This is a genomic window from Merdimonas faecis, assembly GCF_001754075.1.
Taxonomy (GTDB): Bacteria; Bacillota; Clostridia; order Lachnospirales; family Lachnospiraceae; genus Merdimonas; species Merdimonas faecis.
The window spans coordinates 135,855-160,287 of the sequence record NZ_MIEH01000014.1; the positions used below are offsets into that span (position 1 = coordinate 135,855).

Sequence of the window (24,433 nt, forward strand, 5' to 3'; positions counted from 1 at the left end):
CGGGTTGGGAAAAAAAGGAAGGAAAGAGGCAGAAATATGGATTTTTACCAGAGAGCCAGGATCGTATGTGAAAGCATCCCGGAAGGGAGGGTGGCAACCTACGGTCAGATTGCGCTTTTGTGCGGGAAACCGAAAAATGCAAGACAGGTAGGGTATGCACTGAATAAAGGTCGTCTGGGAGAGGTGCCGGCCTGGCGGATCCTGGGAAGCAGCGGGCGTTTAAGCGGCGCAGCTTCTTTTGAAACGCATGATATGCAGAAGCTTCTTCTGGAGGCGGAAGGAGTGGAAGTCCGACAGACAGAAAAAGGGTGGAAAACGGACTTGAAAAAATACGGCTGGAGGAATTCGATGGAAGAAGCGGAAGCGTTCCGCAGGATATTTGAAGAAAAGAATATATGACAAAGGAGAACAATTATGGCAGAAATTACGTATCGCAGACCGGAAGTGTCTGATGCAAAAAACATTGTGGATTTTTATAATTATGTAGGCGGCGAGACCAGCTATCTGAGCTTTGAAAAGGATGAGTATCCGTTGGATGCGGCGGCTCAGGAGGCTGCAATCAGGGAACTGGAAGGGAATGACACTAATATCATGCTTCTTGCTATGGACGGGGAAGAGATTGCAGGGATTGCGACCATCAGCTCTACACATAAGATCAAAGCAAGACACGATGGCGAGCTGGGGATCGTTGTAGCAAAAAAATACCAGGGACAGGGAATCGGTACAACACTGATCAAAAAGCTGATCGACTGGGCAAGAGGAAATGGTGTGACTACCAGGATCAGTCTGGATACCAGAGCGGATAATATAATGGCAGTGTCTTTGTATCTCAAGATGGGATTTCAGGTGGAAGGCTGCCGGAAAAACTCCACATTGCTCAATGGGGAGTATTATGATCTGTACATTATGGGAATGATGTTATAGCCAGGATTTTACATAGATTTAACAAAAAGAACGTAGCTGTATCTGTGTAAGTTTAGTACACTAAATATAATGAAGACTTAAGACCGGCCCTGGCCGGTCTTAAGCCGACATATGAATGATGAAATATATTGGGAAGAGCAGGTGTACAAATGAATAATAGCGTGTATATGAACAGGGAACTGTCCTGGCTGAAGTTTAATGAACGGGTATTGGAGGAAGCGGAAAGCAGAAGTGTGCCGTTGTGCGAACGATTGTCTTTTGCCTCTATCTATCAGACGAACCTGGACGAATTTTTTATGGTCAGAGTGGGGTCTCTTGTGGATCAGATGATGCTGTCAAAGGATCTTAGAGATAATAAGACAAAGATGACTGCAAAAGAGCAGATTATGGCAATCCTTTCTCAGGTCACAAAGCTGAACCGCAGGAAAGATGCAGTATATGCGGAACTGATGGAAGAAATAGAGAAGCAGGGAATTAAGCTGGTCAATTTCCAGAAGATCGGGAGAAAGGGAAGCGAATATCTGGAACGGTATTTTGATTCAGAGATCGCACCGCTGATCTCCCCGACTGTAGTGGGAAAACGGCAGCCATTCCCATTTATCCGGAACCGGGAAATATATGCAGTGGTAGTGCTGCAGCGTAAGAACGGAAAAGAAAAGCTGGGTCTGATCCCCTGTGGAAGCGGAGTGTTCCCGCGGCTTATTGAAGTGCCGGGACAGGAGGGGACTTACATGCTATCCGAAGAACTGATCCTTCATTTTATTCCAAAGGTGTTCCCGGGATATTTTGTAAAAGCAAAATCTCTGATCCGGGTGACCAGGAATGCGGACATTGATGCGGACGCTCTTTATGATGAGGATCTGGATTACCGTGAATTCATGGTGAAGGTTATTAAAAAGAGAAAACGTCTGGCTCCGGTGCGTCTGGAGCTGTCACGGGAGCTTGACGGGGATATTGTAGATGTTCTCTGCGAATATCTGGAAGTGAGTAAAAAGTATGTGTTCCGTGGAGAAAGTCCGCTGGATCTTTCTTTTGTATTCCAGATTCAGGATATGCTGCGGCATGTGCCGGAATTGTTCTATGAAAAACGGGTTCCGCAGAAATCTCCGCAGTTCCGGAGCGGGGTGCCCATCCTGCAGCAGATCGAGGAAGGGGACAAACTCCTTTCCTATCCGTTTGAAAGCATCCGTCCCTTCCTGGACATGCTTCGGGAGGCGGCAAACGATGACAGTGTAGTTTCTATCAAGATGACATTGTACCGTGTTGCGAGACAGAGCAAGGTGGTGGAAGCGCTGATCGAGGCTGCGGAAAACGGAAAGGAAGTACTGGTGCTGGTAGAGCTGAAGGCCCGGTTTGATGAAGAAAATAATATTGAGTGGTCAAGGCGTCTGGAGGATGCGGGATGTCATGTGATCTACGGACTGGACGGCTATAAAGTTCATTCCAAGCTTTGTCTTATTACCAGGAAAAAAGAAGGACAGATCGAGTATATTACTCAGATTGGCACGGGAAATTATAACGAAAAAACAGCAAGGCTCTATACGGATCTCTCTGTCATGACCTGCGATCCTAAAATCGGGCAGGAGGCGGCTGCTGTATTCCAGGCTCTGGCCATGGGAGAGGTGCTGGAGGAATCCCACACGCTTCTGGTTGCACCAAAATGTCTTCAGAACAAGGTGCTCGATATGATCGACGAAGAGATTGAACATGCAAGAAACGGGGAGCCGGCGTATGTTGGCGTAAAGATTAATTCTCTGACTGATAAAAGGATCATCGACCGCCTGATAGATGCTTCCCAGGCAGGGGTAAAGGTAGAATTGGTGGTCAGAGGAATCTGCTGTCTCATTCCGGGTGTGGAAGGAATGACAGAAAATATACGGGTGATCAGTATCGTGGGCAGATTCCTGGAACATTCACGGATCTATATATTCGGAATTGGAGAACGGGAAAAGATATATATTGCATCAGCGGACTTTATGACCAGAAATACAATCCGCCGCGTAGAGGTGGCTGCACCTGTGCTTGACCCTGTTTTAAAGGAGCGCCTGAAGGGAATGTTCCATACAATGCTGAATGACAACCAGCAGGCAAGAGAACTTGAAAGCGACGGGACTTATGTCCGTGTAAAGAACGAAAAGGCTCCGCTGAATTCCCAGGAGTATTTTTACGCAGAGGCGTATGAGCAGAATCTTCCGAAAGAGAGGTCCTGATCTTGATCATACTGGCATTGGGAGAGATCCTGGAAAAAATTGAAGAAGAGCAGGTGATGTCAGATGGCAGGCCGTCAGTGTTTATCACGGATTCCAGACATGCGCCCCGCGCAATGGAGATGGCGGGTATGGTGTATGACGGGGAGATCAGTCTTGCGGAAGTTGGTTTTTGTAAGCTGGAAACCCAGCAGGAGTGCCTTGCGGGCTCCCTCTGTATACCCAAACTCCTGGATGTGCTGGGAAGCCGCTACCGGATGCTGTTTTTTATTAATCAGCACCACATCGTGATCGTGGATGATGATGATTTTGCAAAACGGCTGATCATCCGGATCCGGCGGAGCAAGACGAACCAGGGAGATACCAGGGAGCGGTTTTTGTATAATTTCATCGGACAGTTTATGAGCCGGGATCTGGAACTCCTGGGCCGGTATGAGCGATTGATCATGGGGATGGAAGAAAGAGTGGCGGACGGGAAGACGGAAGGTTTTCAAAGCAAGATCAGCCCGATACGCCGGGAACTTCTGACTCTTCGGGGTTATTATGATGAATTGATGGATATGGGAAAGGAGCTGGAGGAGAATGAAAACGGCTTCTTTGCCAGAAAACAGCTGAAATATTTTGGCACGATTGCGGACCGGGCAGACCGGCTGATGGGACGGACCGGCTACCTGCTGGAATATGCCCAGCAGGTACGGGATACCTATCAGGCACAGGTAGATGCGGTGCAGAATAAAAATATGCAGTTCCTGACCGTGGTATCCACGATTTTCTTTCCGCTGACATTGATTACCGGCTGGTATGGGATGAATTTTCAGAATATGCCGGAATTAAAGCACGGATATCCGGGTGTGATCCTGCTGAGCCTGATCGTGGTAGCTGTATGTATCATCTTCTTTAAAAAGAAAAAGATATTGTAATTGAGAAGAATTATCAAATACCGCCTTGACAAATAGGTGCCGGTAGTCTACACTGCCAAGAAAACACTTACTTTGGAAAGGCGGGATTTTTATGGGAAAAATTTATCAGAATATAGAGGAACTAATCGGGAGGACACCTCTGCTGGAAGTGGCGGGGATAGAAAAGGAACTGGGGCTCTTAGCTAAGATTCTTGTAAAGCTGGAATATCTCAATCCGGCCGGAAGCGTCAAGGACCGGGCGGCAAAGTTTATGATCGAAGACGCAGAGGCGAAAGGGTTCTTGAAAGAGGGTTCCGTGATTGTCGAACCTACATCTGGAAATACCGGGATCGGACTGGCTGCACTGGCTGCAGCCAAAGGATACCGCATGATCCTGACCATGCCGGAAACCATGAGCGTGGAGCGGCGTAATATCCTGAAGGCCTATGGAGCGGAACTGGTTCTGACAGAAGGCGGGAAAGGGATGAAAGGTGCGATTGAAAAGGCACAGGAGCTGGCGGCGGAGATACCGGGAAGCTTCCTGCCGGGGCAGTTTGATAATCAGGCAAACGCAGAAGCACACCGCCGGACCACCGGCCCGGAGATCTGGGAGGATACAGAAGGAAAGGCAGATATTCTTGTTGCGGGTGTCGGAACCGGAGGGACGATTACCGGAGCCGGGGAATATCTGAAATCCCGAAATGCCGGAATATATATTGTGGCAGTGGAGCCTGCGGATTCTCCGGTTCTTTCCGGTGGAGAAGCGGGGCCGCATAAGCTGCAGGGGATCGGTGCAGGGTTTGTGCCACGAATCCTGAATACGGAAATTTATGATGAGGTCTACAGAGCAGGTGCCGAAGAAGCGTTCCAGGCTGCAAAGCTGCTGGCAAAAAAAGAAGGGATTCTGGTTGGGATCTCTTCAGGAGCTGCCTTGTCCGCAGCGATCGAGATGGCAAAGAGGCCGGAAAACAAGGGAAAAACAATCGTGGCGATTCTCCCGGACAGTGGAGACAGATACTATTCGACTCCTCTCTTTGTGGAAGAGTAGAGGCGGGCATCCAGTCTGCCATCCAGAATGAGGCAGAGGATGATCAGGACGGCTCCTATAAGGCCGGGGCCGCTGAGAGTCTCTCCCAGCAGAAAGAAGGCGGCTGCGGAAGTCAGAATGGGCTGGGTGCACTGGAGCATGGAAACGACAGAGGCAGACAGATGGGTTACGGCATGGTTCTGAAGCAGATATGCCAGGATCGTGCATCCGCCGGCCAGATAAAGGACTACCAGCCATGCATCAGGCTGTACGCCGGCAAGCACGGTAATGTCGTCAAAAAGCAGAGCGCCGGCCAGGCTCAGGATCATTGTAACACCGATCTGTGCGGCAGTCACGGCGGTGACGTCCATTTCTTTCATTGCAGATTCGCCAAAGACAAGAACACCGGCCAGACAAAAGGCGTCCAGCAGAGCCAGCGCTTCCCCGATGCCAAATGAAAAAACTCCTCCATTGCAGCACAGCAGGAACAGTCCTGCGATTGTCAAAAGCTGCAGGGGGAGTTTTTTGAATACATAGGGACGGTGAAAAATCACAGAGGCAAGAAATGGAGTAAATAATACGGGCAGGGACATGATGAATCCCACATTGGTAGCAGCGGTCAGGTTAAGTGCCAGGTTGCAGGAAATATAGGCTCCGGCGCAGCAGAGAGAGGAAGGCAGCCAGGTCTTCCAGCTGACTTTTTTTATGCATGGCAGTATCCTGCGCCCAAACAGGAGCAGGAACAAAAGAAATGCCAGGGTAAAACGGGCGGCCAGAAGCCATAGAGGCGTGATGCTCTTGTAGGCAACCTTTGTTGCCGGATTGCCGATGCCGTAAATCAGGCTCTGGATAAAAATGAATAAGGTATAAATAGCTTTTCTTTGATGCATAAGAGGGGACCTCCGCATTTTTATTTATTTTAACACAAGATTTACAGGGAAAGAAAGAAGCGGCTACTACATTTTGTTATAATTTATATAAAGAAAAATAGCATGTATAAAAGGAGAGCTGTGTATGGTAAAGAGCTATGTCATCGACACGAATGTACTGATCCAGGCGCCGTATGCGCTGCAATGCTTCGAGGATAACCAGGTGATCCTTCCGCTGGTGGTTCTGGAGGAGCTGGACGGACTGAAGAAGTCTGAGGGCGAGCGCGGCGCAAATGCAAGGCGCGTGATCCGGTTCCTGGAAAAGCTCCGGGGACGGGGAGACCTTCTTAAAGGAGTGGAACTGGAACACGGCGGATTCCTGCGGGTGGAGTCTAACTGCGTGTCGGTGATGCTGCCGGAAAGCCTTCCGGAGGATAAGGCGGACAATCGTATTCTGAAGGTCTGCAAGGGACTGGCGGAAGGGAATGTGCCGGTTGTACTGGTGACGAAAGACCTGGTTCTGAGGATGAAAGCACAGATCCTGGGGATTGAAGCCCAGGACTTCAGTACAGAGCAGGTAATTCCGGAGGAAGAGCAGTACAGCGGCCGGACTTCGTGCTTCGTGCCGGAGGAGAGATTTAAGGAGTTCCGAAAAAAAGGGATCGAAATTGCGGCACTGTATCAGACAGATGGAGACGGGAACCGGAGGATACCAGAGCTGGTGGAAAATGAGTTCGTGATACTGAAGGCGGATCAATCTGTGAAGAAAACACATCTGGGGAGAGTGTCCGCGGGAAAGGTAGTGCCGCTGGAATATCGGAAAAGCACACCATACGGAGTAGCGCCAAGAAATGCAGGGCAGTACTTTCTTCAGGAAGCGCTGATGAAGCCGGCGAAGGAAGCTCCACTTGTGATCGTAAAAGGAATGGCGGGGACGGCAAAAACCTTTTATTCGCTGGCGGTAGGACTGGAAAAAATCGTGAATCACCCGTCCGGAGAATACCGGCGGATTCTGATCTGCCGCCCAAATGCACAGTTTGACGAAGACATCGGTTTTCTGCCCGGGGATGAACAGGAGAAAATATCGCCTCTGATGCGTCCGGTCATTGATAATCTGGAACAGCTGATTGACTCGAATGAAGAAGAACGTTATAAAGACGAAACCGAACTCAGAGGAAAGATTGAAGAAATATTTGCCAGGGGGATTATACAGACGGAGGCTTTGAACTTTATCCGAGGCAGATCGTTTGTAAAGACCTATCTGATCATTGATGAAGCGCAGAATATGACGCCGAATCAGGTCAAAGGCATCATTACCAGGGCGGGCGCGGGAACAAAGATCATCCTGCTGGGAGATCCGGGACAGATTGACAAACCATTTCTGGATGAACGGACCAACGGACTTAGCTATGCATCCGAGAAAATGAAGGGAAGCCCGCTGTGCTGGCAGGTCACAATGTCGGCAGAGGAATGTGAGCGCTCTGCTCTGGCAATGGATGCAATTCAGAGATTATAAAATATGAGATAACATAGCGAATACATATAAAATTTCTGAAAACATTGACATATAAAAACAAAAGATTTACAATTATAATAATCAAAGCGGAAAGGAGTGTTTGATATGTCAAATGTTTGGATTCAGTTTGTCGTATTTGCTGTGGCTTTACTCTTTTTCTGCTGGCTGCTCCTGGAATACTGGTTCTACCGGAAAGGGAAAAGCCCTGAAGGAGGACTCTACCTGGCGTCAAAGGCAGCATTTGCGCTGTCTCATTTCTGGAAAGCGGTAGATGGTGCAAAGGAGATTCCGGAGGACACACTGAAGAAAGAGGCAGGACGGACACCTCTGGAGGCGGAAAACGAGGGAAGCAGACCTATGCACGTGCGGGAGATCCATGGAAGAGAATCCCGTGCACTGGGACAGAGAAAATGGTTTCGGCCTCAGATGTAGAAGATAGAAAAATACAGAAAATATGCAGACGCCCCGGTGCGGAAAACCGGGGCGTTTTTCCTGGTAACAGTGAAAAGGAGGACAGACGTGTAAAAATGCACAAAAGGCAGCCTGAAAAATCTTTAAAATTGGTGAATTGGAATTTGTGCCAGGTGTTATAATAAGCATGTAACAAGGAAACCGGTCAGATTTTTGGAGGAAAAGATAAATGAATACTTTAAAAGCTGAAAAAAGAACAATGGACATCAAAGCAAAAAGATTAAGAAGAGAAGGTTTCGTTACCGGAAATGTGTTCGGCAGACAGATCGAGACATCCATTCCGATCAAGATGGACAAGCAGGCAGTTGAGCGCTTGTTAAAGACCTGCGGCAAAGGCAGCAGGATTACCCTTGATATTGAGGGGACACCGTACAATGTACTGATTAAGGACGTAGAATATAATCCTTTGAAGGGACAGCTGGAAGAGATAGACTTCCAGGCGCTTGTTGAGGATGAAAAGGTACATTCTGTAGCAGAAATCGTGCTTCTGAACCATGAGAAAGTGACAGGCGGCGTGCTGGAGCAGATGCTGGAGGAGATATCTTTCCGCGCATATCCGGATGCACTGGTAGATAAAGTAGAGATTGATGCCGGCAAATTAAGAGTCGGAGATACGGTACATGTAAAAGACCTGGATATTGCCCGGAATCCTAAGATAGAGATCCAGACAGATCCGGAAGCAGTGATCGTAAGAGTACAGGAGGTATACAACACTTCAGAGGAAGATGCGGAAGGAGAAGAGGCTTAAGGCCAGGAGTTTTCATATACACTAATATAATGAAAGAAAAGGGAAAGGACGATGCTGCGGGGCACCGTCCTTTCCCTTTGTAAATATCCCGTAAAAACAAGTAAAATAGGGAAATATCCCTTGACAAGATAAAAAAATCGTAATACACTAGTTGAGCGTGCATGAAAGTGCATTCTATTTTTATGTGCGCGGATTCATGGAAATGAATGGCAACTTATTATAATCGTAGGAGGTGAAAGAGAATGCCAACATTTAACCAGCTTGTAAAAAAAGGACGTCAGACATCTGTAAAGAAGTCTACAGCTCCGGCACTTCAGAAAGGATACAATTCTCTTAGAAAGAGAAGTATCAATGCATCCGCTCCTCAGAAGAGAGGCGTGTGTACAGCTGTAAAGACAGCTACACCTAAGAAGCCGAACTCAGCTCTTAGAAAGATCGCCAGAGTACGTCTGTCCAACGGTATCGAGGTAACAAGCTACATCCCGGGCGAAGGACACAACCTTCAGGAGCATAGCGTTGTTCTGATCCGTGGAGGAAGAGTAAAAGACCTTCCGGGTACCAGATATCACATCGTAAGAGGAACACTGGATACAGCAGGTGTTGCTAAGAGAAGACAGGCGCGTTCAAAATACGGTGCTAAGAGACCGAAAGACGCTAAAAAGTAAGATCTTAGCGAAGGCAAGTCGTAAGACGCAGCGTGAGCTTTAGAGATTACTTTGTTCTTCGGAGTGAAACGGAGAAGAACTTCCGTAAATCTGAAGAACTGCTATATTATGTATGTAGTCACAAACAGAACTATGATTATGTAAGTTGCAAGGTATATATATGATGTATGCCCAGCACTACACTGTATCATTAGAAAGACACATGTGAGTACCGATGAATTAATCAATATGTTTAAGGAGGGAAGGACCGTGCCACGTAAAGGACATACTCAGAAAAGAGACGTATTAGCGGATCCGTTATACAACAATAAAGTGGTTACTAAGCTGATCAACAATATCATGCTGGACGGCAAAAAAGGTATCGCTCAGAAGATTGTATACGGAGCGTTTGACAGAGTTGCAGAAAAGACCGATAAGCCGGCGATCGAAGTATTCGAGGAGGCTATGAACAACATCATGCCTGTACTTGAGGTAAAGGCAAGACGTATCGGTGGTGCAACATACCAGGTGCCGATCGAAGTTAGAGCTGACAGAAGACAGGCTCTGGCACTTCGGTGGCTGACCAACTTCTCCCGCGCAAGAGGCGAGAAGACAATGGAAGAAAGACTGGCAAATGAGATCATGGATGCTGCAAACAATACTGGTGCAGCCGTTAAGAGAAAAGAAGATATGCACAAGATGGCTGAAGCAAATAAAGCATTTGCTCATTACAGATTCTAGGAGGCAACAATGGCTGGAAGAGAATATCCATTAGAGAGAACAAGAAATATCGGTATCATGGCGCATATTGATGCTGGTAAGACCACGCTGACAGAGCGTATCCTCTATTACACTGGTGTAAACTACAAGATCGGAGACACTCATGAAGGTACTGCTACCATGGACTGGATGGAACAGGAGCAGGAAAGAGGTATCACGATCACATCAGCCGCTACCACATGCCACTGGACTTTGGAAGAAAAGACAAAGCCGAAAAAAGGCGCCCTGGAGCATCGTATCAACATCATTGATACCCCGGGACACGTTGACTTTACGGTAGAGGTTGAGCGTTCACTTCGTGTACTGGACGGCGCTGTTGGTGTGTTCTGTGCAAAGGGTGGTGTAGAGCCCCAGTCAGAAAACGTATGGCGTCAGGCTGACACTTACAATGTACCTCGTATGGCGTTCATCAACAAGATGGACATCTTAGGTGCAGATTTCTACAATGCCGTAGAGCAGATCAAGACCAGACTTGGCAAAAATGCTATCTGTCTGCAGCTGCCGATCGGCAAGGAAGATGATTTCAAGGGAATCATCGACCTGTTTGAGATGCAGGCTTATATCTACAACGACGAGAAGGGCGATGACATTTCCGTAACAGATATTCCGGAGGATATGAAGGATGATGCAGAGCTTTACCACACAGAGCTGGTAGAAAAAATCTGTGAGCTGGATGATGATCTGATGATGGAATACCTGGAAGGTGACGAGCCTTCCGTTGAGGCGATGAAAGCAGTCCTGAGAAAGGCTACCTGTGAATGTACGGCAGTTCCTGTATGCTGCGGATCAGCCTACAGAAACAAAGGTGTGCAGAAGCTCCTGGATGCAGTCCTTGAGTTCATGCCTGCACCGACAGACATTCCGGCGATCAAGGGTGTAGACGAGGATGGAAACGAGATCGAGAGACATTCTTCCGATGACGAACCGTTCTCTGCTCTGGTGTTCAAGATCATGACTGACCCGTTCGTAGGAAAGCTTGCTTACTTCAGAGTTTATTCCGGAACCGTAAATTCTGGTTCCTATGTATTAAATGCAACCAAAGGAAAGAAAGAGCGTGTGGGACGTATCCTTCAGATGCACGCAAACAAGAGACAGGAGCTTGATAAGGTTTACTCCGGAGATATCGCGGCAGCGATCGGATTCAAGTTCTCTACCACAGGTGATACAATCTGTGACGAGCAGCATCCGGTTATCCTGGAGTCCATGGAGTTCCCGGAACCGGTTATCGAGCTGGCGATCGAGCCGAAGACAAAGGCTTCCCAGGGCAAACTTGGAGAGTCTCTTGCAAAACTTGCAGAAGAAGACCCGACCTTCCGTGCACACACTGACCATGAAACAGGCCAGACGATCATTGCCGGAATGGGAGAGCTGCATCTTGAGATCATCGTAGACAGACTGCTGCGTGAGTTCAAGGTGGAAGCAAATGTAGGTGCTCCGCAGGTTGCATACAAAGAAGCATTTACCAAGGCTGTGGATGTGGACAGCAAGTACGCAAAACAGTCCGGTGGACGTGGACAGTACGGACACTGTAAGGTAAAATTCGAGCCAATGGATGTCAATGGAGAAGAAACATTCAAGTTCGAGTCTACTGTAGTCGGAGGAGCGATTCCGAAGGAATACATCCCGGCGGTAGGTGAAGGTATCGAAGAGGCTATGAAGGCTGGTATTCTGGGAGGATTCCCGGTAGTCGGCATCCATGCTAATGTATACGATGGTTCTTACCACGAGGTAGACTCCAGTGAAATGGCATTCCACATTGCAGGCTCTCTGGCGTTTAAAGATGCTATGAAGAAAGCTGCTCCGGTACTGCTTGAACCTATCATGAAGGTAGAAGTAACAATGCCGGAAGAATATATGGGAGATGTTATCGGTGACATTAACTCCCGTCGTGGACGTATCGAAGGTATGGATGACCTTGGCGGAGGAAAGATCGTACGCGGATACGTGCCGCTGTCTGAAATGTTTGGTTACTCTACAGACCTTCGTTCCAGGACACAGGGACGCGGAAACTACTCTATGTTCTTCGAGAAATACGAGCCGGTTCCGAAATCTGTACAGGAAAAAGTATTATCTGGCAAAAATGAGTAATTAAATATGAAAAAGGCTTGAAAAACTGTATGATTTGAAATATAATCAATCTTAGCCGAGTAAAAACGTCAATTATAAAAATGCCTGAAAAGGCGCTATAATAAGGAGGATATTCAAAATGGCAAAAGCTAAATTTGAAAGAACAAAACCGCATTGTAATATTGGTACCATCGGCCACGTTGACCATGGTAAAACCACTCTGACAGCTGCGATCACCAAGACTCTTGCTGAGAGAGTTGCTGGTAACGCTGCCGTAGATTTCGAAAACATTGACAAGGCTCCAGAAGAGAGAGAGCGTGGAATCACAATCTCTACCGCACACGTTGAGTATGAGACTGAGAAACGTCACTATGCACACGTTGACTGCCCAGGACATGCTGACTACGTAAAGAACATGATCACTGGTGCTGCTCAGATGGATGGAGCTATCCTTGTAGTAGCTGCTACTGACGGTGTTATGGCTCAGACAAGAGAGCACATCCTGCTTTCTCGTCAGGTAGGTGTACCGTATATCGTAGTATTCATGAACAAATGCGATATGGTAGACGATGAAGAACTTCTGGAACTGGTTGAAATGGAAATCCGTGAACTGCTCGATGAGTATGAGTTCCCGGGAGATGACACTCCGATCATCCAGGGATCTGCTCTGAAGGCTCTTGAGGATCCGTCAGGAGAATGGGGAGACAAGATCATGGAACTGATGGATGCTGTTGACAGCTACATTCCGGATCCGGAGCGTGATACAGATAAGCCGTTCCTGATGCCTGTAGAGGACGTATTCTCTATCACAGGACGTGGAACTGTTGCTACTGGTAGAGTAGAGCGTGGTACACTGCACGTATCTGACGAAGTTGAGATCGTTGGTATCCACGAGGATACAAAGAAAACTGTTGTTACAGGTGTTGAGATGTTCCGTAAGCTGCTTGACGAGGCTCAGGCTGGTGACAACATCGGTGCACTGCTTCGTGGTATTCAGAGAACTGAGATTGAAAGAGGTCAGGTTCTGTGTAAACCAAGTTCTGTAACCTGCCACCACAAATTTACTGCTCAGGTATACGTTCTGACCAAAGATGAAGGTGGACGTCATACTCCGTTCTTCAACAACTATCGTCCGCAGTTCTACTTCAGAACAACAGACGTTACAGGTGTCTGCAACCTGCCGGAAGGAACAGAGATGTGCATGCCTGGTGACAACGTAGAGATGACAATCGAACTGATCCACCCGGTAGCTATGGAGCAGGGTCTTCGTTTCGCTATCCGTGAAGGCGGACGTACTGTAGGATCAGGAAGAGTTGCTACTATCATCGAGTAATCGCTGATAATAACAGATCTCTGAGTGATTTATAGAGAATTTTATACCGCAGTCCTTTGGGAAACCAGAGGGCTGCGGTTTTTCTTTTATGGTAGTATATAAGCTGTTTCTATGATAAGATAGAATCATGATGGACAGGATGGACCTGTTCAAAATCCGCGGGGAAATTAGGAGAGTTTTGTCAGTTTAAAAGAGAGGGAAGGTACATATGAAGAAGATTGCATCAAAGAAGACGCTGCTGAAACAGGCCTGTATGCTGATCATGGGCTGCTTATGTTGTAGTGTGGCCACCAACTGGATCCTGATCCCGAATGGGCTGACCGCACCGGGAATTACAGGTATATCTATGACAGTGGAGCATTTTACAGGAATCAATTATTCCCTGGTGTATTATGCGATTACGATTTTAATCCTGATCCTTACCTGGTTCACCCTGGGGAAAAAGGATGCCTCTAACATTGTGATCCTGTCGCTGCTGTATCCGGCGGTTCTTTCGGTGTTGAGCTATATAGACGTACAGATCGTGTTTGAGGACAAGCTGATCGCACTGGCAGTATTTGGGGTGATCTATGGTGCGGGAATCGGCCTGCCCTACCGGATCGGATTTTCCTACGGCGGTGATGATACGCTGGCAAAGGTTCTGAAGAAATGTGTCTGGAAATCCGCAGAGCTGAAAAAGGTCTACTATTTCGAAGAGGTGCTGATCATTTTATTTATGGCGACAGCATTTAACCTGGACGCACTGGCCTATGCGTTTGTCGGGCAGCTGATTTATGTAAATGCCATGAATTATGTGGTGTTTAATCTGGGCCCGAAGCTCTATGATATGCAGATCATTGGGAAAAACCGTATGGAGGAGATTGAGGACTTCATAATTCATAAGATTCACAAAAGCGTAACTATTTATACTGACGCCATGGGCGGTTACTCAAGGGAACCGAAAGTGCAGATGAGCTGTGTCTGTAATTCTAAGGAATACATCCAGCTGCGCGAATTTATCAAAGTCGGGAATTATGACTGCTTTATTAAAGTAATTCCGCTGATCCATGTGTTTGGACAGAACCGGGATTTCCATAAGCTGGATGATGAAAATATCGAGTAATCAGACTGCAGATGTGTGAAAAAGAAAAGACGGGAGAGAAAACGTGGGAAAAGGAATAATGGTGATCGGAGCAGCAATTCTGGATGTGCTGGCCCGTCCGGTCAGCATGCAGGTGTTTGAAAAAGGCTCACATCCGGTGGAAGAGCTCAGGCTGGAGGTGGGAGGCGATGCTGCAAATGAAGCCCTTGTGCTTGCTGGCCTGGGAAAGAATGTGTGGCTGCAGACGGTGCTGGGCAATGATATGGCAGGCAGAATGGTCCTGGAAAGCCTGAGGGAAAGCGGGATAAAAATCTCAGATAACTGCGTGCGTGAGGATATCAGGACCGGGATCAATACGGTGCTGGTTCAGGAAGGCGGAGAACGGAGCTTCCTGACAGATCCAGGCGGAAGTCTTAGAAAGCTGGGGCCGGAGCATCTGACGTTTCCCTTTGAAAAAGCGATAGATATCCTGTCGTTTGCAAGCATTTTTGTGTCGCCAAGGTTTGGAGCGGCAGAGATGGAAAAGCTTTTTTGCAGAGCGAAGGAACAGGGGATCCTGGTCTGTGCAGATATGACAAAGCCCAAAAACGGAGAACAGGAAAAGGATATAGCAGGAGCTTTGCGGTGGGTTGATTATTTCTTTCCGAATCGGGAAGAGGCGTGTATGCTGACCAGGGAAACGGATGAAGAAAAGGCCGCGGTACGACTCTTAAATGCTGGTGTAAAACACGTGGTCATTAAGTGTGGCGGAGACGGCTGCCTGGTTGCCTCCGGAGAAGATGCGGCACACCGGGAGCTGTTCCGTGTGCCGGCTGTTCCGGGAGTGCGGTGTGTTGATACCACTGGGGCAGGCGACAGCTTTACGGCAGGGTTCTTGGCTGCCTTATCAGAAGGCAAGAATCTGCGCCAGTGCTCTGAATTTGCCTGCGTGTGCGGCGCCAAAGCGGTGGAGTGTGCAGGAGCGGCCCGGTGGGTGAAAATGTGACGGAAGTGTGAACGGGGACGTACACCTTTGCAAAAGGTGTACGTCCCCGTTCACACTTCCGTCACATTCCTCACAACAGCTTTTGCAGCACTTCTTCCACAGAATCTGTTGAAGCATCGGCATAGCGCTCTACACCGGGAGCACAGTCCTTCATGGCATAGCCGCATCCGGCGAACTGCAGCATCTCTATATCGTTATACTGGTCACCAAAGGCGATACATTCTTCCGGGCGGATGCCAAGATGGTCGGCCAGCCGTTTAAGGGCAGTGCCTTTATTAGCGCCGGGGGCGATGAAGTCCACCCACAGATTGCCGGAGGTGACGACATCAATCTGCGCCCCGAATTTTTCTTTGAAATAGGGCAGAAGATAGGTGGTGCCATGGAAATCACAGGCGGCAAGTTTTAAGAAGGGTTCTGTGATGCTGGTGAGATCAGGGCAGTAATGGATATCGTTGTGGAGCTCGTCCCGCATATGGTGGATAAACTCCTGACTGTCAGAGTCGGTATAACAGTGGCTTTCACAGGATAAAAGAGTGTGGCAGGAGCCGAATTCCCGGGAAGCCTTAATAATCTGAAGTCCCAGGCTTCGCTCAATAATGCCTTTAGATATTACCTTTCCCTGGCATATACAAAGAGAGCCGTTTTCTGCGATGTAGGAAATCTCATCTTTGACCGGGGCGAAAAGGCAGCGCTGGCTGTAAAGCTGACGCCCGCTTGCAGCGGCAAAATGAATGTCCTTTTCCTTCAGACGAAGGATCAGGTCGAAAATTTCCGGGTTAATCTCCTGGGCTCCGTTTCTTAGTAATGTTCCATCGAGATCGCTTGCGATTAGCTTGATCATGTACTGTCTCCTTTTTATGTAACTTGCATTTCGTAAGAATCCATTCTGAACTCTTGTTGCGTATCTGTACCGAACCCATTATAATATAAAAGAAATATAAATGGAAGAGAGGGTTTAGCCATGAAAATAGGGATCGGTAACGATCACGCTGCTGTAGAAATGAAGTTTGAGATCGTAAAGTACCTGGAGGAATCAGGACATGAGGTGATAAATTATGGAACAGACACACCGGAGAGCTGTGACTATCCGGAGTATGGAGCGAAAGTGGCGCGGGCAGTCGTGTCAGGAGAAGTAGAGAAAGGAATCCTGATCTGCGGCACCGGCGTGGGAATCTCGCTGGCGGCCAATAAGATCCGGGGAATCCGGGCCGTGGTATGTTCAGAAGCCAGCACCGCCCGCCTGTCAAGACAGCATAATGACACCAATATACTGGCCTTCGGAGCACGGATCATTGGAACGGAGACTGCAAAAGACATTGTGAAGGCATGGCTGGAAGCTGAATTTGAAGGCGGACGTCACCAGAAGAGAGTGGACATGCTGATGAAATTAGAAGAGGAGTAGATATGGAAGCGATCATCTTTGACGTAGACGGAACATTGTGGGATGCAAAGGATGAGATTGTATACTCCTGGAATCTGGCCCTGGAAGGATGGCCCCAGATCACGAAGAGACTGACCGGGGAAATGATGACTCCGGAGCTTGGAAAGCCGATGGACGAGATCATGGACGATCTGTTTCCAGAGCTTTCGCCGGAGCAGCAGGAGCTTTTGGCCGCAGATCTGTACCGGATCGAGAATCAGTGGATCGAGACGGCTCCCTGCCATGTATATGAAGGGGTGGCGGAGACTGTGAAAGAGCTGAGCCGGAAATACCGGCTGATGATCGTAAGCAACAGCCAGTCCGGGTATATCGAAGCGATGCTGAAAAATACCGGTCTGGGAGAATACTTTGTGGATCATCTGTGTTTTGGGGACACTTTGAAGCAGAAAGGGGAAAACATCCGGCTTATCATGGAGCGGGGCGGCGTGAAAGAAGCTGTCTATGTGGGGGATACACAAGGGGATGCCAATGCCTGTGACATGGCCGGAGTACCGATGATCTATGCGTCGTATGGGTTTGGAAATGTAGAAGGAGACTATCCAGTGATCAGAAAATTTTCGGATCTTCTGAATCTGTTTCCGGTGTAAAGCCATAGAAGAAGAGATGATGATAAAGGAAGGAGCCGTTGCTTTTTAAACACGGCTCCTTTTATAATTTAAAGCGCTAAATTGGGGACGGGGGATTTCCAGAAATCCCCCGTCCCCAATGATAATTTGCTATTGTTTAAGCCTGCAGCATCAGAAGATGCTGGATTGCACCCTGATATCCGGGCTGATCGGCAAGGATAGACTTTAGCTGGTTTGCTGCTTTATCCAGATTTCCAAGTCCAAGATTTCCCAAAGCTATGAGATAATGACAGTAAGTGTCGTTCCGATCCTTGATATTGCTTGGGAACACTTCGATCTCCGGAAGGGATACGGCAAAGTAGTCATATCCTACCTGGTCGAATACATGTCTCTCGCCAAAGGAGATCAGCTGATGGAAGCATTTGCGTGCCGCAGCGGTATTGCCAAGCTTCTCGTTTGCCAGTCCCTGGTAAAGGATGGTGTCGGAAGGCTGATCATTGTAATATAATACGCTTCCAGGCTCATCCAGCCCGACGGAGGCACGGAGGAAACACTCTCTTGCGGTATCGCTTTTGCCCTTGGCCTCATAGGCGAGTCCCAGATAATAGTCGGCAATATTATCCTGCACGTTTGGAAGCTTTCCTTCGCCCAGGTTTTCCGGATAGGCTTTCGTCTGCTCCAGAAGCTGGATGGCTTCATCATATTTCTTTTCATCCAGAAGCTGGATGGCTTTCTGAGTCAGTGCGTAGCGGTACTGGGTGATGACTTTCCCTTCGCCGCCTTCCCACGGATGGAACCGGTGGGAGCCAAGGCAGGAAAGTGCCTTATCATACTGACAGGTATTGTTCAGAAGCGTGATGTATTCCACATACAGAGCGTCTCTGTCTTCCGCCAGTTCTACACGCTCTTCCAAGAGATCCAGACGGTCTTCATTGGAGACGCCGGCCTTGGAGCAGAGCTGGTCATATTCCAGGAGAAACCGGGAGTATCCGGGATCCAGATCCAATGCCCTTTTCATGGATACGAGCGCTTTTTCCATGTCCTTTTCTTTATTGTAGTAGGCGATTGCCAGGTTGCGGTGTGCCATGGCAAATTCCGGATCCTCGGAAACGGAAGTAAGCCAGTGGTCTTTCGCTGTCTCGTACTGTTTCTTATCGTAGAACAGACATCCCAGATAATAGTGAGCCCGCGGCGCTTTTGAAAGAGCCTTTATGGCGCTTGAAAGGATCACTACCTCTTCGGTCCGGTTCGGGAAACAGCAGTCGGAGCAGGCTTCCTCGCCCTTCTGGTAGAAGGATGCCGCAAGGGCTGTATCTCCGGATTTTTCATAAGCATAACCCTGATAATAGGAGATCATCGGTGAACCGTCCTCGCAAGAGGAAAGGATCGCCAGAGCATCCTCATAGAATCCGGCTTTCATATAGTCCAAAGACAGCTCCAGATAGTTGTGTGCCGGCTGTCTCATAGCCTGTTTCCAGTCTGCCATATCTCCTGAGGCAAGGGCCTTCTCGTAGCGGATACCCATATCCAGAGGATCGATGTCGGCAGATTCGGAAAGCAGCAGGACCGTGTCCTTATTCAAAGCGCGCAGGATGGCTGCTTTCAGGGTACGGGCTTTCATGTTGTGCCAGTTGCGGATCATGGACTGCTCGATGAATCCAAGGGCTGCCTGGTAGTCTCCCTTCCGGCAGGAAAGGCAGGCGAGCCAGTAGTAACCGCTGCTCTGGTTTTCGTAGCTCCAGGTGGCCTTGTAAAATGCGTCAAAGGCTTCATCGTCCTGACCTGTCATATGAAGAGCAAGTCCCAGGTTGTAGTAACATTCTCCGTGATACGGATTCGGATTCTTCCAGGTCTGTTTTTCGATAGCTTTCCGGAAATACGGAATACTTTCTTCGAAGCATCCTCTGCGGTAGAGCAGAAGTCCATAGGCGTTGTTCAGACGGATGTCGGAAGGATCGCGCTTCAGGCCTTCCAGATAATAGTCCTCTGGTGCAAAGGTGGCGTGGCGGTACTGCTCTAAATGGAGGCCGCCTAAGTAAAGCTCCTCTGTGGATTTCAGCTGCTCCGGAGGAAGCAGAGGATCTGCCGGTTCCGGAGTGGGCTCGAGCTCCGGTTCTTTTTCCGTGTAGCTGACTAAGAGGGCTCCGTCTGCATCTTTGATAGAAACGCTGCAGCCAGACAGTGTTTCCAGATCAGTCGGGAAGGTGCCGTCATAGATTTCTACAGGAGAGAGCGGCGCGGTGTCGGTAAACAGCACGTTTTCGCCCTGGGTCACCTGAATCGTTACCTGAGCGTGCTTTCCGGAGGCATAAGCCTTGATCCTTAAGATGCCGCCTGCAAGCTCTATATTTACAGCAGCGTCCTTCGTGGCGTTTTTTACGCGGCCTACATGTTTGTAAGGCATGAAGTACTGGGTAAATGTCTTTTCCTCCTGAGGCTTGAGCCATGTGAAATCAGGCTGGTTGTCGGCGTAGACACCAGTCATCAGTTCGATATACGGGCCGTCCTCATCGGTCAGATTCCGGTCCCAGGCCTGGCCGAAATCACTGTTTCCCCAGGTCCACTGTTTCTTTCCGGGGGAAATGTGGTGGTCGGCCACATGTAAAAGCCCTGCGTCCAGCTGCTCGTCGTAGTTTCCGATGAAATCATAATCAGAATGAGCTGCCATATAGGAAGTTGGGACCTTGATATTGCGGTAGCAGGAAATATCAATTCCTTCAGAGTAGTCGTATTTGTAATATTCCCCGGTAGCGATCGGGAAGGTGGAAACAGCACGTTTTCCATGATCCATAACCGCATGTACGTCCGGCGGGAATACGGAATAAGTGTGTTCATTGACCGGGACAGCCGGATTTGCCCACCAGAGGAAGGTCTGCGGCATATCGGTACGATTGTAGAGCTGTCCTTTGATCTCGATATAGGATTTGTCCGGGTATAGGGTGAATGCGCCCATACCCTTTGTGCCGTACATCTTGTCGATCTCGCTGACATATACGGTGGCGGATCCGTCCTCATGCTCCTGATAGAAATAATCTACCGGAGAATAAGTAGAAGGACGGTGATGCTGCGGCCAGTTAAATTCGATGCCGCCGGAAATCCATGGTCCGGTAAGGCCTACAAGCGCCGGTTTGATCACATGGTTATAATAGACAAAATCGTAGTTGTTGGTCTTGTCGTAGGCACGCTGGATCCTCCCGCCGATCTCTGGCAGGATCATCACCTTCAGATAGTCGTTTTCCAGGTAAATGGCATGGTATGCCACGTCTTCTTTTTTGTCGGATATTTTTTCTGTGACAGGAAGAGGATATACCTTTCCGCTACTTCCCTGATAAGCCCGGTTCTCAAGAAAGAGAGGGCTTTTTTCCGGGTCTGCCGCAGGGTAGGTCGGAATGGTGACTGTTTCTTCCCACACATGTACACGTTCCATTGTCATAACAGTTCTCCTTTCGTATCTGTTCGCCGTATTCTTGAGTTAAGGATAGCATAGCACATAGCGGGTGAAAATGGCATAAACGATAAAAACATGGACAATATTCCACTGGGGTGTTATATTAAAGCAAATGAACTTTTTGGTGGAAAAGAGCAGGAAGCAGCAGGAAAAGGAGGTGTGAGTATGTCGGATGGAATCGGCAAAGCAGAAGGATTCCGGGATGAAACATATCTGATCGTGCCTACAGAGTCCTTTGCAGAATATATGGAGCATCCTCTGGTCAGAGGAGCGTACCTTACGGATGTGGGTTTTTTTCCGAAGGCAAAGGAGCACTACCGGGAGCGGGAAGAGGGTGCAGACCAGTATATCCTGATCTACTGTACAGAAGGCCGGGGGATCATTGAGGTGGAGGATAAAAAATACCACCTTGGCAGGTCGGATGCCTTTTGTATTCCCCGGAACAGGCGGCACCGCTACTATGCGGATGAGGAAGAGCCGTGGAGCATCCTCTGGGTGCATTTTAAAGGTGAGACGATTCCTTATTATCCGGTCCAGGAGTGCCGGATCGTGCATCTTGCCTCACGCGCCAGCGACAACCGGATGATGGTGCTGTTTAAGCTTTTGTTCCGTGTTCTGGAAAGGAACTATACGTTAGGAAACTTTATTTATATCTCCCAGGTACTTTCCTTGATCCTGTCGGAAGTATATTTCCGGGAAAAGATGGATGAGAGCACCACCCAGGACCGGCATGTGACGCTGGTGATCCGGTACATGTATCAAAATCTGAAGAAAAACCTGACATTATCGGATATTTCCCAGGAGGTGCAGCTTTCCAAGAGCTATCTGAATACGATTTTTAAGACGCAGACTGGGAAGTCTCCGGTGGAGTTTTTTATCCATTTGAAGATGCAGGAGGCGTGCAAGCTGTTAAAGTCCGGGCAGATGTATGTCTACGAGGCGGCTGCGGCGCTTGGCTATGAAGATCAGTATTATTTCTCCAGAATCTTCAAGAAGGTCGTGGGGGTGTCGCCGCGGGATTATCAGAATGGAGACTATTTTTATCCAGAGTAAGATAGTCCATCAATGGATAGAATATGGAATTTTTACAAAGGGAAAATCATGCTATACTGAAACCATGAAAATTGAGATGACATCAGGATAGAAGGAGGATCATACTATGGAAAACAAAATTCCTGAAAAGATGCTGGGAATGAAACTGCCGGGCGGAGCTAAGGTACAGGCGGTAGAAGTGGATGTGCCGCATCCGGGACCGGGACAGGTGCTCCTGAAGATGAAGGCTGCGAGCCTTTGCGGAAGTGACCTGAAGTATATTTATTACGAACATACAGATAAGACCGGCGGCGCAAGATATGACGATGTGATCGCAGGACATGAACCCAGCGGACAGGTAGTAGAAGTAGGTGAAGACGTCTGCGATTTTAAGATTGGAGACCGTGTTGTGGTTTACCATATCCAGGGCTGCGGATATTGTGATGAGTGCCGGAAAGGATTTTTCATCAACTGCCAGAACCCGGAACGCCGCGCTTACGGATGGCAGAGAGACGGCGCATTGGCAGAGTACATGGTAGCAGATGTGAGCACCTGTATCCACCTGCCGGAATTTTTGACCTACGAAGACGGGGCCATGATCGCCTGTGGATTCGGAACCGCATATCAGGGACTCCTGCGTGCAAACGTGTCCGGTAACGACCGTGTGCTGGTTATGGGACAGGGACCGGTCGGACAGGCAGCGATCATCCTGGCAAAGGCTCTGGGAGCACAGACCATTGCAGTAGACATTGCAGAAGAGCGTCTGGAGATGGCAAAGCAGATCGGCGCGGACGAGGTACTTCTGGGTGACGACAATATGGTAGAAAATGTCATGAAGATGACCGGCGGAAAAGGCGTGGAAGTAGCCATTGACTGCTCCGGAAGCAGTATCGGACGCCACAGATGTCTGGAAGTGGCAAGAATGTGGGGAAATGTTGTATTCCTGGGCGAGCAGGGTACGGTAACCTTCGAGCCGAGCCCGCTGCTCCTTCACAAGAACCTGACGCTCCACGGATCCTGGGTGACCTCCGTGGCAAATATGGAAAAGCTGGTAGGGCTTCTGGACCGTAAAAAAATACATCCGAGCCAGATCATTACCCATCGCTTCCCGCTTCGAGAGACCGATAAGGCCTTCGAGATATTTGCAACCGGAAAAACCGGAAAAGTATGCGTCTGCCACGAGATGGAATAAGAGAAAATGAGAGTCCGTTCTTTTCATGGAGTATGGAAAGGACGGACTTTTCCGCAAAATGTAAGATTAAAAAGGGAGATGAGATCATGGATCATGTGGAAAACTTGAGAGAGTGGATGAAGAACGAAGGATATGACGACGTAGTTTTAAGCCGGAGAGACAATTTTACCTGGGTCAGCGGCGGTGCGAAAAATGCAGTGTGCACAAACACAGAAGTGGGAATCGGCCATTATGTCATTGATGCAGAAAGAATCAGGCTCCTGGCGGACAGCAGTGACGCGCCCCGGATGGGGAAAGAACAGAATCCGCTGGAGGGAGAAACGATCCTGGTACCCTGGTATACATCCATGGATGACTATATTGGTAAAATGACAGAAGGGAAGACGTATGCTTCGGATACAGGGATCGCCGGGACAAAGAATGTGCAGGAAGAGCTCGTAAGGCTCCGGATGCAGCTTTGTCCGGAAGAAGTCCTGCGGTACCGTGAGATCGGACAGACCTGCGCCAAGATCGTGGAAGGTGTGTGCAGGGATGCCCGCCCTGGCCAGACGGAGGAAGAAGTTGCAAGCGAACTGAAATGCCGCTGCCTGAAGGAAGGAGTCAGCCCCGACTGCGTACTGGTGGGCTCTGACGAACGGATCCTAAATTACCGTCATCCGGTTCCGACGGATAAGAAGATTGAAAATAGCCTGATGGTGGTTCTGGGAGGCGAAAAATACGGCTTAAACATCAGCATGACCAGAATCGTATATTTCGGGCCAGTACCGGAAGAGATCAAAGAGAGATACGAAAAGACGGCCTATATCTTTGCATGTATGCAGTGCATGATGAAAGAAGGCATGTCTTATCAGAAATGCTTTGCAAAAGTCCAGAAGTTGTATGAAGAAGCCGGATATGACGGCGAATGGAAGCTGCATCACCAGGGAGGCCCTACCGGCTACGCCTGCCGGGAATTTGTGGTGACCCCGGAGACCGGCGGCGAGATCCACGAAGGCGAAGCCTTTGCCTGGAACCCGACCATCCAGGGAACCAAATGCGAAGAAACCACTTATCTTACGGCAGAAGGGATCGAAACCTTCACCAGGACAAAAGACTGGCCCTGCCGTGAGGTGGAGACACCATATGGGGACTATGAAGTGGTGGGTATTTTAAGAAAATAAACAAGAGGGGGCGGAGAGATTTACTCTCTGCCCCTGTTTCATT

The 24,433-nt window shown here is 48.7% G+C and carries 22 protein-coding genes; 19 read left to right on the top strand and 3 right to left on the bottom strand.

Annotated features, from left to right (window positions below; all coding sequences use genetic code 11):
* The first annotated feature begins 36 nt into the window (after nt 1–36).
* The 5 genes from BKD12_RS06490 to cysK all read left to right on the top strand — a co-directional run bounded on the left by BKD12_RS06490 (nt 37) and on the right by cysK (nt 5,078).
* Nucleotides 37–399 (top strand): MGMT family protein, encoded by a 363-nt coding sequence (locus tag BKD12_RS06490; protein WP_070088551.1) that lies wholly within the window; start codon nt 37–39, stop codon nt 397–399.
* 15 nt (nt 400–414) lie between these two features.
* The gene (locus BKD12_RS06495) at nt 415–924 is read left to right on the top strand and encodes a GNAT family N-acetyltransferase (RefSeq protein ID WP_070088490.1); all 510 of its coding nucleotides are present in this window, start codon (nt 415–417) and stop codon (nt 922–924) included.
* A gap of 149 nt (nt 925–1,073) precedes the next feature.
* Nucleotides 1,074–3,134: a polyphosphate kinase 1 gene (gene ppk1 / locus BKD12_RS06500; RefSeq protein ID WP_070088491.1), complete on the top strand. Its 2,061-nt coding sequence runs from the start codon at nt 1,074–1,076 to the stop codon at nt 3,132–3,134.
* Between the two features lie 2 nt (nt 3,135–3,136).
* Nucleotides 3,137–4,051, top strand: coding sequence for a magnesium transporter CorA family protein (locus BKD12_RS06505; RefSeq protein ID WP_242872725.1), 915 nt, complete (start codon nt 3,137–3,139; stop codon nt 4,049–4,051).
* A 91-nt stretch (nt 4,052–4,142) separates the two neighbouring features.
* The gene (cysK, locus tag BKD12_RS06510) at nt 4,143–5,078 is read left to right on the top strand and encodes a cysteine synthase A (RefSeq protein WP_070088492.1); all 936 of its coding nucleotides are present in this window, start codon (nt 4,143–4,145) and stop codon (nt 5,076–5,078) included.
* Here the strand turns inward: cysK and BKD12_RS06515 are convergent.
* Complete coding sequence (locus tag BKD12_RS06515) at nt 5,048–5,947, bottom strand: DMT family transporter (RefSeq protein ID WP_070088493.1); 900 nt, start codon at nt 5,945–5,947, stop codon at nt 5,048–5,050. The two genes, cysK and BKD12_RS06515, sit on opposite strands and share 31 nt — an antisense overlap.
* A gap of 124 nt (nt 5,948–6,071) precedes the next feature.
* On the opposite strand from BKD12_RS06515, the gene BKD12_RS06520 reads away from it, so the two are divergent.
* The 9 genes from BKD12_RS06520 to BKD12_RS06560 all read left to right on the top strand — a co-directional run bounded on the left by BKD12_RS06520 (nt 6,072) and on the right by BKD12_RS06560 (nt 15,551).
* On the top strand, nt 6,072–7,442 hold the full coding sequence (locus BKD12_RS06520) for a PhoH family protein (RefSeq protein ID WP_070088494.1): 1,371 nt from the start codon (nt 6,072–6,074) through the stop codon (nt 7,440–7,442).
* 105 nt (nt 7,443–7,547) lie between these two features.
* Nucleotides 7,548–7,874 carry a hypothetical protein gene (locus tag BKD12_RS06525; RefSeq protein WP_070088495.1) on the top strand — a complete coding sequence of 109 codons (327 nt, stop codon included), beginning with the start codon at nt 7,548–7,550 and terminating at the stop codon, nt 7,872–7,874.
* 208 nt (nt 7,875–8,082) lie between these two features.
* Nucleotides 8,083–8,661 carry a 50S ribosomal protein L25 gene (locus BKD12_RS06530; RefSeq protein ID WP_070088496.1) on the top strand — a complete coding sequence of 193 codons (579 nt, stop codon included), beginning with the start codon at nt 8,083–8,085 and terminating at the stop codon, nt 8,659–8,661.
* A 242-nt stretch (nt 8,662–8,903) separates the two neighbouring features.
* Nucleotides 8,904–9,326 (top strand): 30S ribosomal protein S12, encoded by a 423-nt coding sequence (gene rpsL, locus BKD12_RS06535; protein WP_070088497.1) that lies wholly within the window; start codon nt 8,904–8,906, stop codon nt 9,324–9,326.
* Between the two features lie 249 nt (nt 9,327–9,575).
* Nucleotides 9,576–10,046, top strand: a complete 471-nt coding sequence (rpsG, locus tag BKD12_RS06540; protein WP_070088498.1) for a 30S ribosomal protein S7 — start codon at nt 9,576–9,578, stop codon at nt 10,044–10,046.
* Between the two features lie 9 nt (nt 10,047–10,055).
* Complete coding sequence (gene fusA, locus BKD12_RS06545; protein WP_070088499.1) at nt 10,056–12,173, top strand: elongation factor G; 2,118 nt, start codon at nt 10,056–10,058, stop codon at nt 12,171–12,173.
* A gap of 118 nt (nt 12,174–12,291) precedes the next feature.
* Complete coding sequence (gene tuf, locus BKD12_RS06550) at nt 12,292–13,485, top strand: elongation factor Tu (RefSeq protein ID WP_070088500.1); 1,194 nt, start codon at nt 12,292–12,294, stop codon at nt 13,483–13,485.
* A gap of 208 nt (nt 13,486–13,693) precedes the next feature.
* Nucleotides 13,694–14,587: a YitT family protein gene (locus BKD12_RS06555; RefSeq protein WP_070088501.1), complete on the top strand. Its 894-nt coding sequence runs from the start codon at nt 13,694–13,696 to the stop codon at nt 14,585–14,587.
* A gap of 43 nt (nt 14,588–14,630) precedes the next feature.
* Nucleotides 14,631–15,551 carry a carbohydrate kinase family protein gene (locus BKD12_RS06560; RefSeq protein WP_094078735.1) on the top strand — a complete coding sequence of 307 codons (921 nt, stop codon included), beginning with the start codon at nt 14,631–14,633 and terminating at the stop codon, nt 15,549–15,551.
* Nucleotides 15,552–15,621: 70 nt separating this feature from the next.
* On the opposite strand, the gene BKD12_RS06565 is transcribed toward BKD12_RS06560, so the two are convergent.
* Nucleotides 15,622–16,392 carry an HAD family hydrolase gene (locus BKD12_RS06565; RefSeq protein ID WP_070088502.1) on the bottom strand — a complete coding sequence of 257 codons (771 nt, stop codon included), beginning with the start codon at nt 16,390–16,392 and terminating at the stop codon, nt 15,622–15,624.
* Nucleotides 16,393–16,512: 120 nt separating this feature from the next.
* Here BKD12_RS06565 and rpiB point away from each other — a divergent pair, with 120 nt between their 5' ends.
* Together rpiB and BKD12_RS06575 are read left to right on the top strand one after the other, a co-directional pair.
* Nucleotides 16,513–16,953 (top strand): ribose 5-phosphate isomerase B, encoded by a 441-nt coding sequence (gene rpiB, locus BKD12_RS06570; protein WP_070088503.1) that lies wholly within the window; start codon nt 16,513–16,515, stop codon nt 16,951–16,953.
* Between the two features lie 2 nt (nt 16,954–16,955).
* Nucleotides 16,956–17,579 (top strand): HAD family hydrolase, encoded by a 624-nt coding sequence (locus BKD12_RS06575; RefSeq protein WP_070088504.1) that lies wholly within the window; start codon nt 16,956–16,958, stop codon nt 17,577–17,579.
* Nucleotides 17,580–17,715: 136 nt separating this feature from the next.
* On the opposite strand, the gene BKD12_RS06580 is transcribed toward BKD12_RS06575, so the two are convergent.
* Nucleotides 17,716–20,985 carry a tetratricopeptide repeat protein gene (locus BKD12_RS06580; protein ID WP_070088554.1) on the bottom strand — a complete coding sequence of 1,090 codons (3,270 nt, stop codon included), beginning with the start codon at nt 20,983–20,985 and terminating at the stop codon, nt 17,716–17,718.
* Nucleotides 20,986–21,081: 96 nt separating this feature from the next.
* Here BKD12_RS06580 and BKD12_RS06585 point away from each other — a divergent pair, with 96 nt between their 5' ends.
* The 3 genes from BKD12_RS06585 (at nt 21,082) to BKD12_RS06595 (ending at nt 24,390) form a co-directional block, all read left to right on the top strand.
* Entirely contained in the window at nt 21,082–22,059 is a 978-nt protein-coding gene (locus BKD12_RS06585) for an AraC family transcriptional regulator (RefSeq protein WP_242872726.1), read from the top strand.
* 106 nt (nt 22,060–22,165) lie between these two features.
* On the top strand, nt 22,166–23,230 hold the full coding sequence (locus tag BKD12_RS06590; RefSeq protein ID WP_070088505.1) for a zinc-dependent alcohol dehydrogenase family protein: 1,065 nt from the start codon (nt 22,166–22,168) through the stop codon (nt 23,228–23,230).
* Nucleotides 23,231–23,262: 32 nt separating this feature from the next.
* Nucleotides 23,263–24,390, top strand: coding sequence for a M24 family metallopeptidase (locus tag BKD12_RS06595; protein ID WP_242872727.1), 1,128 nt, complete (start codon nt 23,263–23,265; stop codon nt 24,388–24,390).
* Nucleotides 24,391–24,433: the final 43 nt, after the last annotated feature.

Coding starts and splice junctions, on each gene's coding strand:
- BKD12_RS06520 (WP_070088494.1), top strand. CDS start 6,072: ATGGTAAAGAGCTATGTCATCGACACGAATGTACTGATCCAGGCGCCG.
- fusA (WP_070088499.1), top strand. CDS start 10,056: ATGGCTGGAAGAGAATATCCATTAGAGAGAACAAGAAATATCGGTATC.
- BKD12_RS06490 (WP_070088551.1), top strand. CDS start 37: ATGGATTTTTACCAGAGAGCCAGGATCGTATGTGAAAGCATCCCGGAA.
- BKD12_RS06595 (WP_242872727.1), top strand. CDS start 23,263: ATGGAAAGGACGGACTTTTCCGCAAAATGTAAGATTAAAAAGGGAGAT.
- tuf (WP_070088500.1), top strand. CDS start 12,292: ATGGCAAAAGCTAAATTTGAAAGAACAAAACCGCATTGTAATATTGGT.
- BKD12_RS06575 (WP_070088504.1), top strand. CDS start 16,956: ATGGAAGCGATCATCTTTGACGTAGACGGAACATTGTGGGATGCAAAG.
- BKD12_RS06565 (WP_070088502.1), bottom strand. CDS start 16,392: ATGATCAAGCTAATCGCAAGCGATCTCGATGGAACATTACTAAGAAAC.
- BKD12_RS06515 (WP_070088493.1), bottom strand. CDS start 5,947: ATGCATCAAAGAAAAGCTATTTATACCTTATTCATTTTTATCCAGAGC.
- BKD12_RS06585 (WP_242872726.1), top strand. CDS start 21,082: ATGGACAATATTCCACTGGGGTGTTATATTAAAGCAAATGAACTTTTT.
- BKD12_RS06525 (WP_070088495.1), top strand. CDS start 7,548: ATGTCAAATGTTTGGATTCAGTTTGTCGTATTTGCTGTGGCTTTACTC.
- rpsL (WP_070088497.1), top strand. CDS start 8,904: ATGCCAACATTTAACCAGCTTGTAAAAAAAGGACGTCAGACATCTGTA.
- BKD12_RS06580 (WP_070088554.1), bottom strand. CDS start 20,985: ATGGAACGTGTACATGTGTGGGAAGAAACAGTCACCATTCCGACCTAC.
- BKD12_RS06495 (WP_070088490.1), top strand. CDS start 415: ATGGCAGAAATTACGTATCGCAGACCGGAAGTGTCTGATGCAAAAAAC.
- cysK (WP_070088492.1), top strand. CDS start 4,143: ATGGGAAAAATTTATCAGAATATAGAGGAACTAATCGGGAGGACACCT.
- rpiB (WP_070088503.1), top strand. CDS start 16,513: ATGAAAATAGGGATCGGTAACGATCACGCTGCTGTAGAAATGAAGTTT.
- BKD12_RS06555 (WP_070088501.1), top strand. CDS start 13,694: ATGAAGAAGATTGCATCAAAGAAGACGCTGCTGAAACAGGCCTGTATG.
- ppk1 (WP_070088491.1), top strand. CDS start 1,074: ATGAATAATAGCGTGTATATGAACAGGGAACTGTCCTGGCTGAAGTTT.
- BKD12_RS06530 (WP_070088496.1), top strand. CDS start 8,083: ATGAATACTTTAAAAGCTGAAAAAAGAACAATGGACATCAAAGCAAAA.
- BKD12_RS06590 (WP_070088505.1), top strand. CDS start 22,166: ATGGAAAACAAAATTCCTGAAAAGATGCTGGGAATGAAACTGCCGGGC.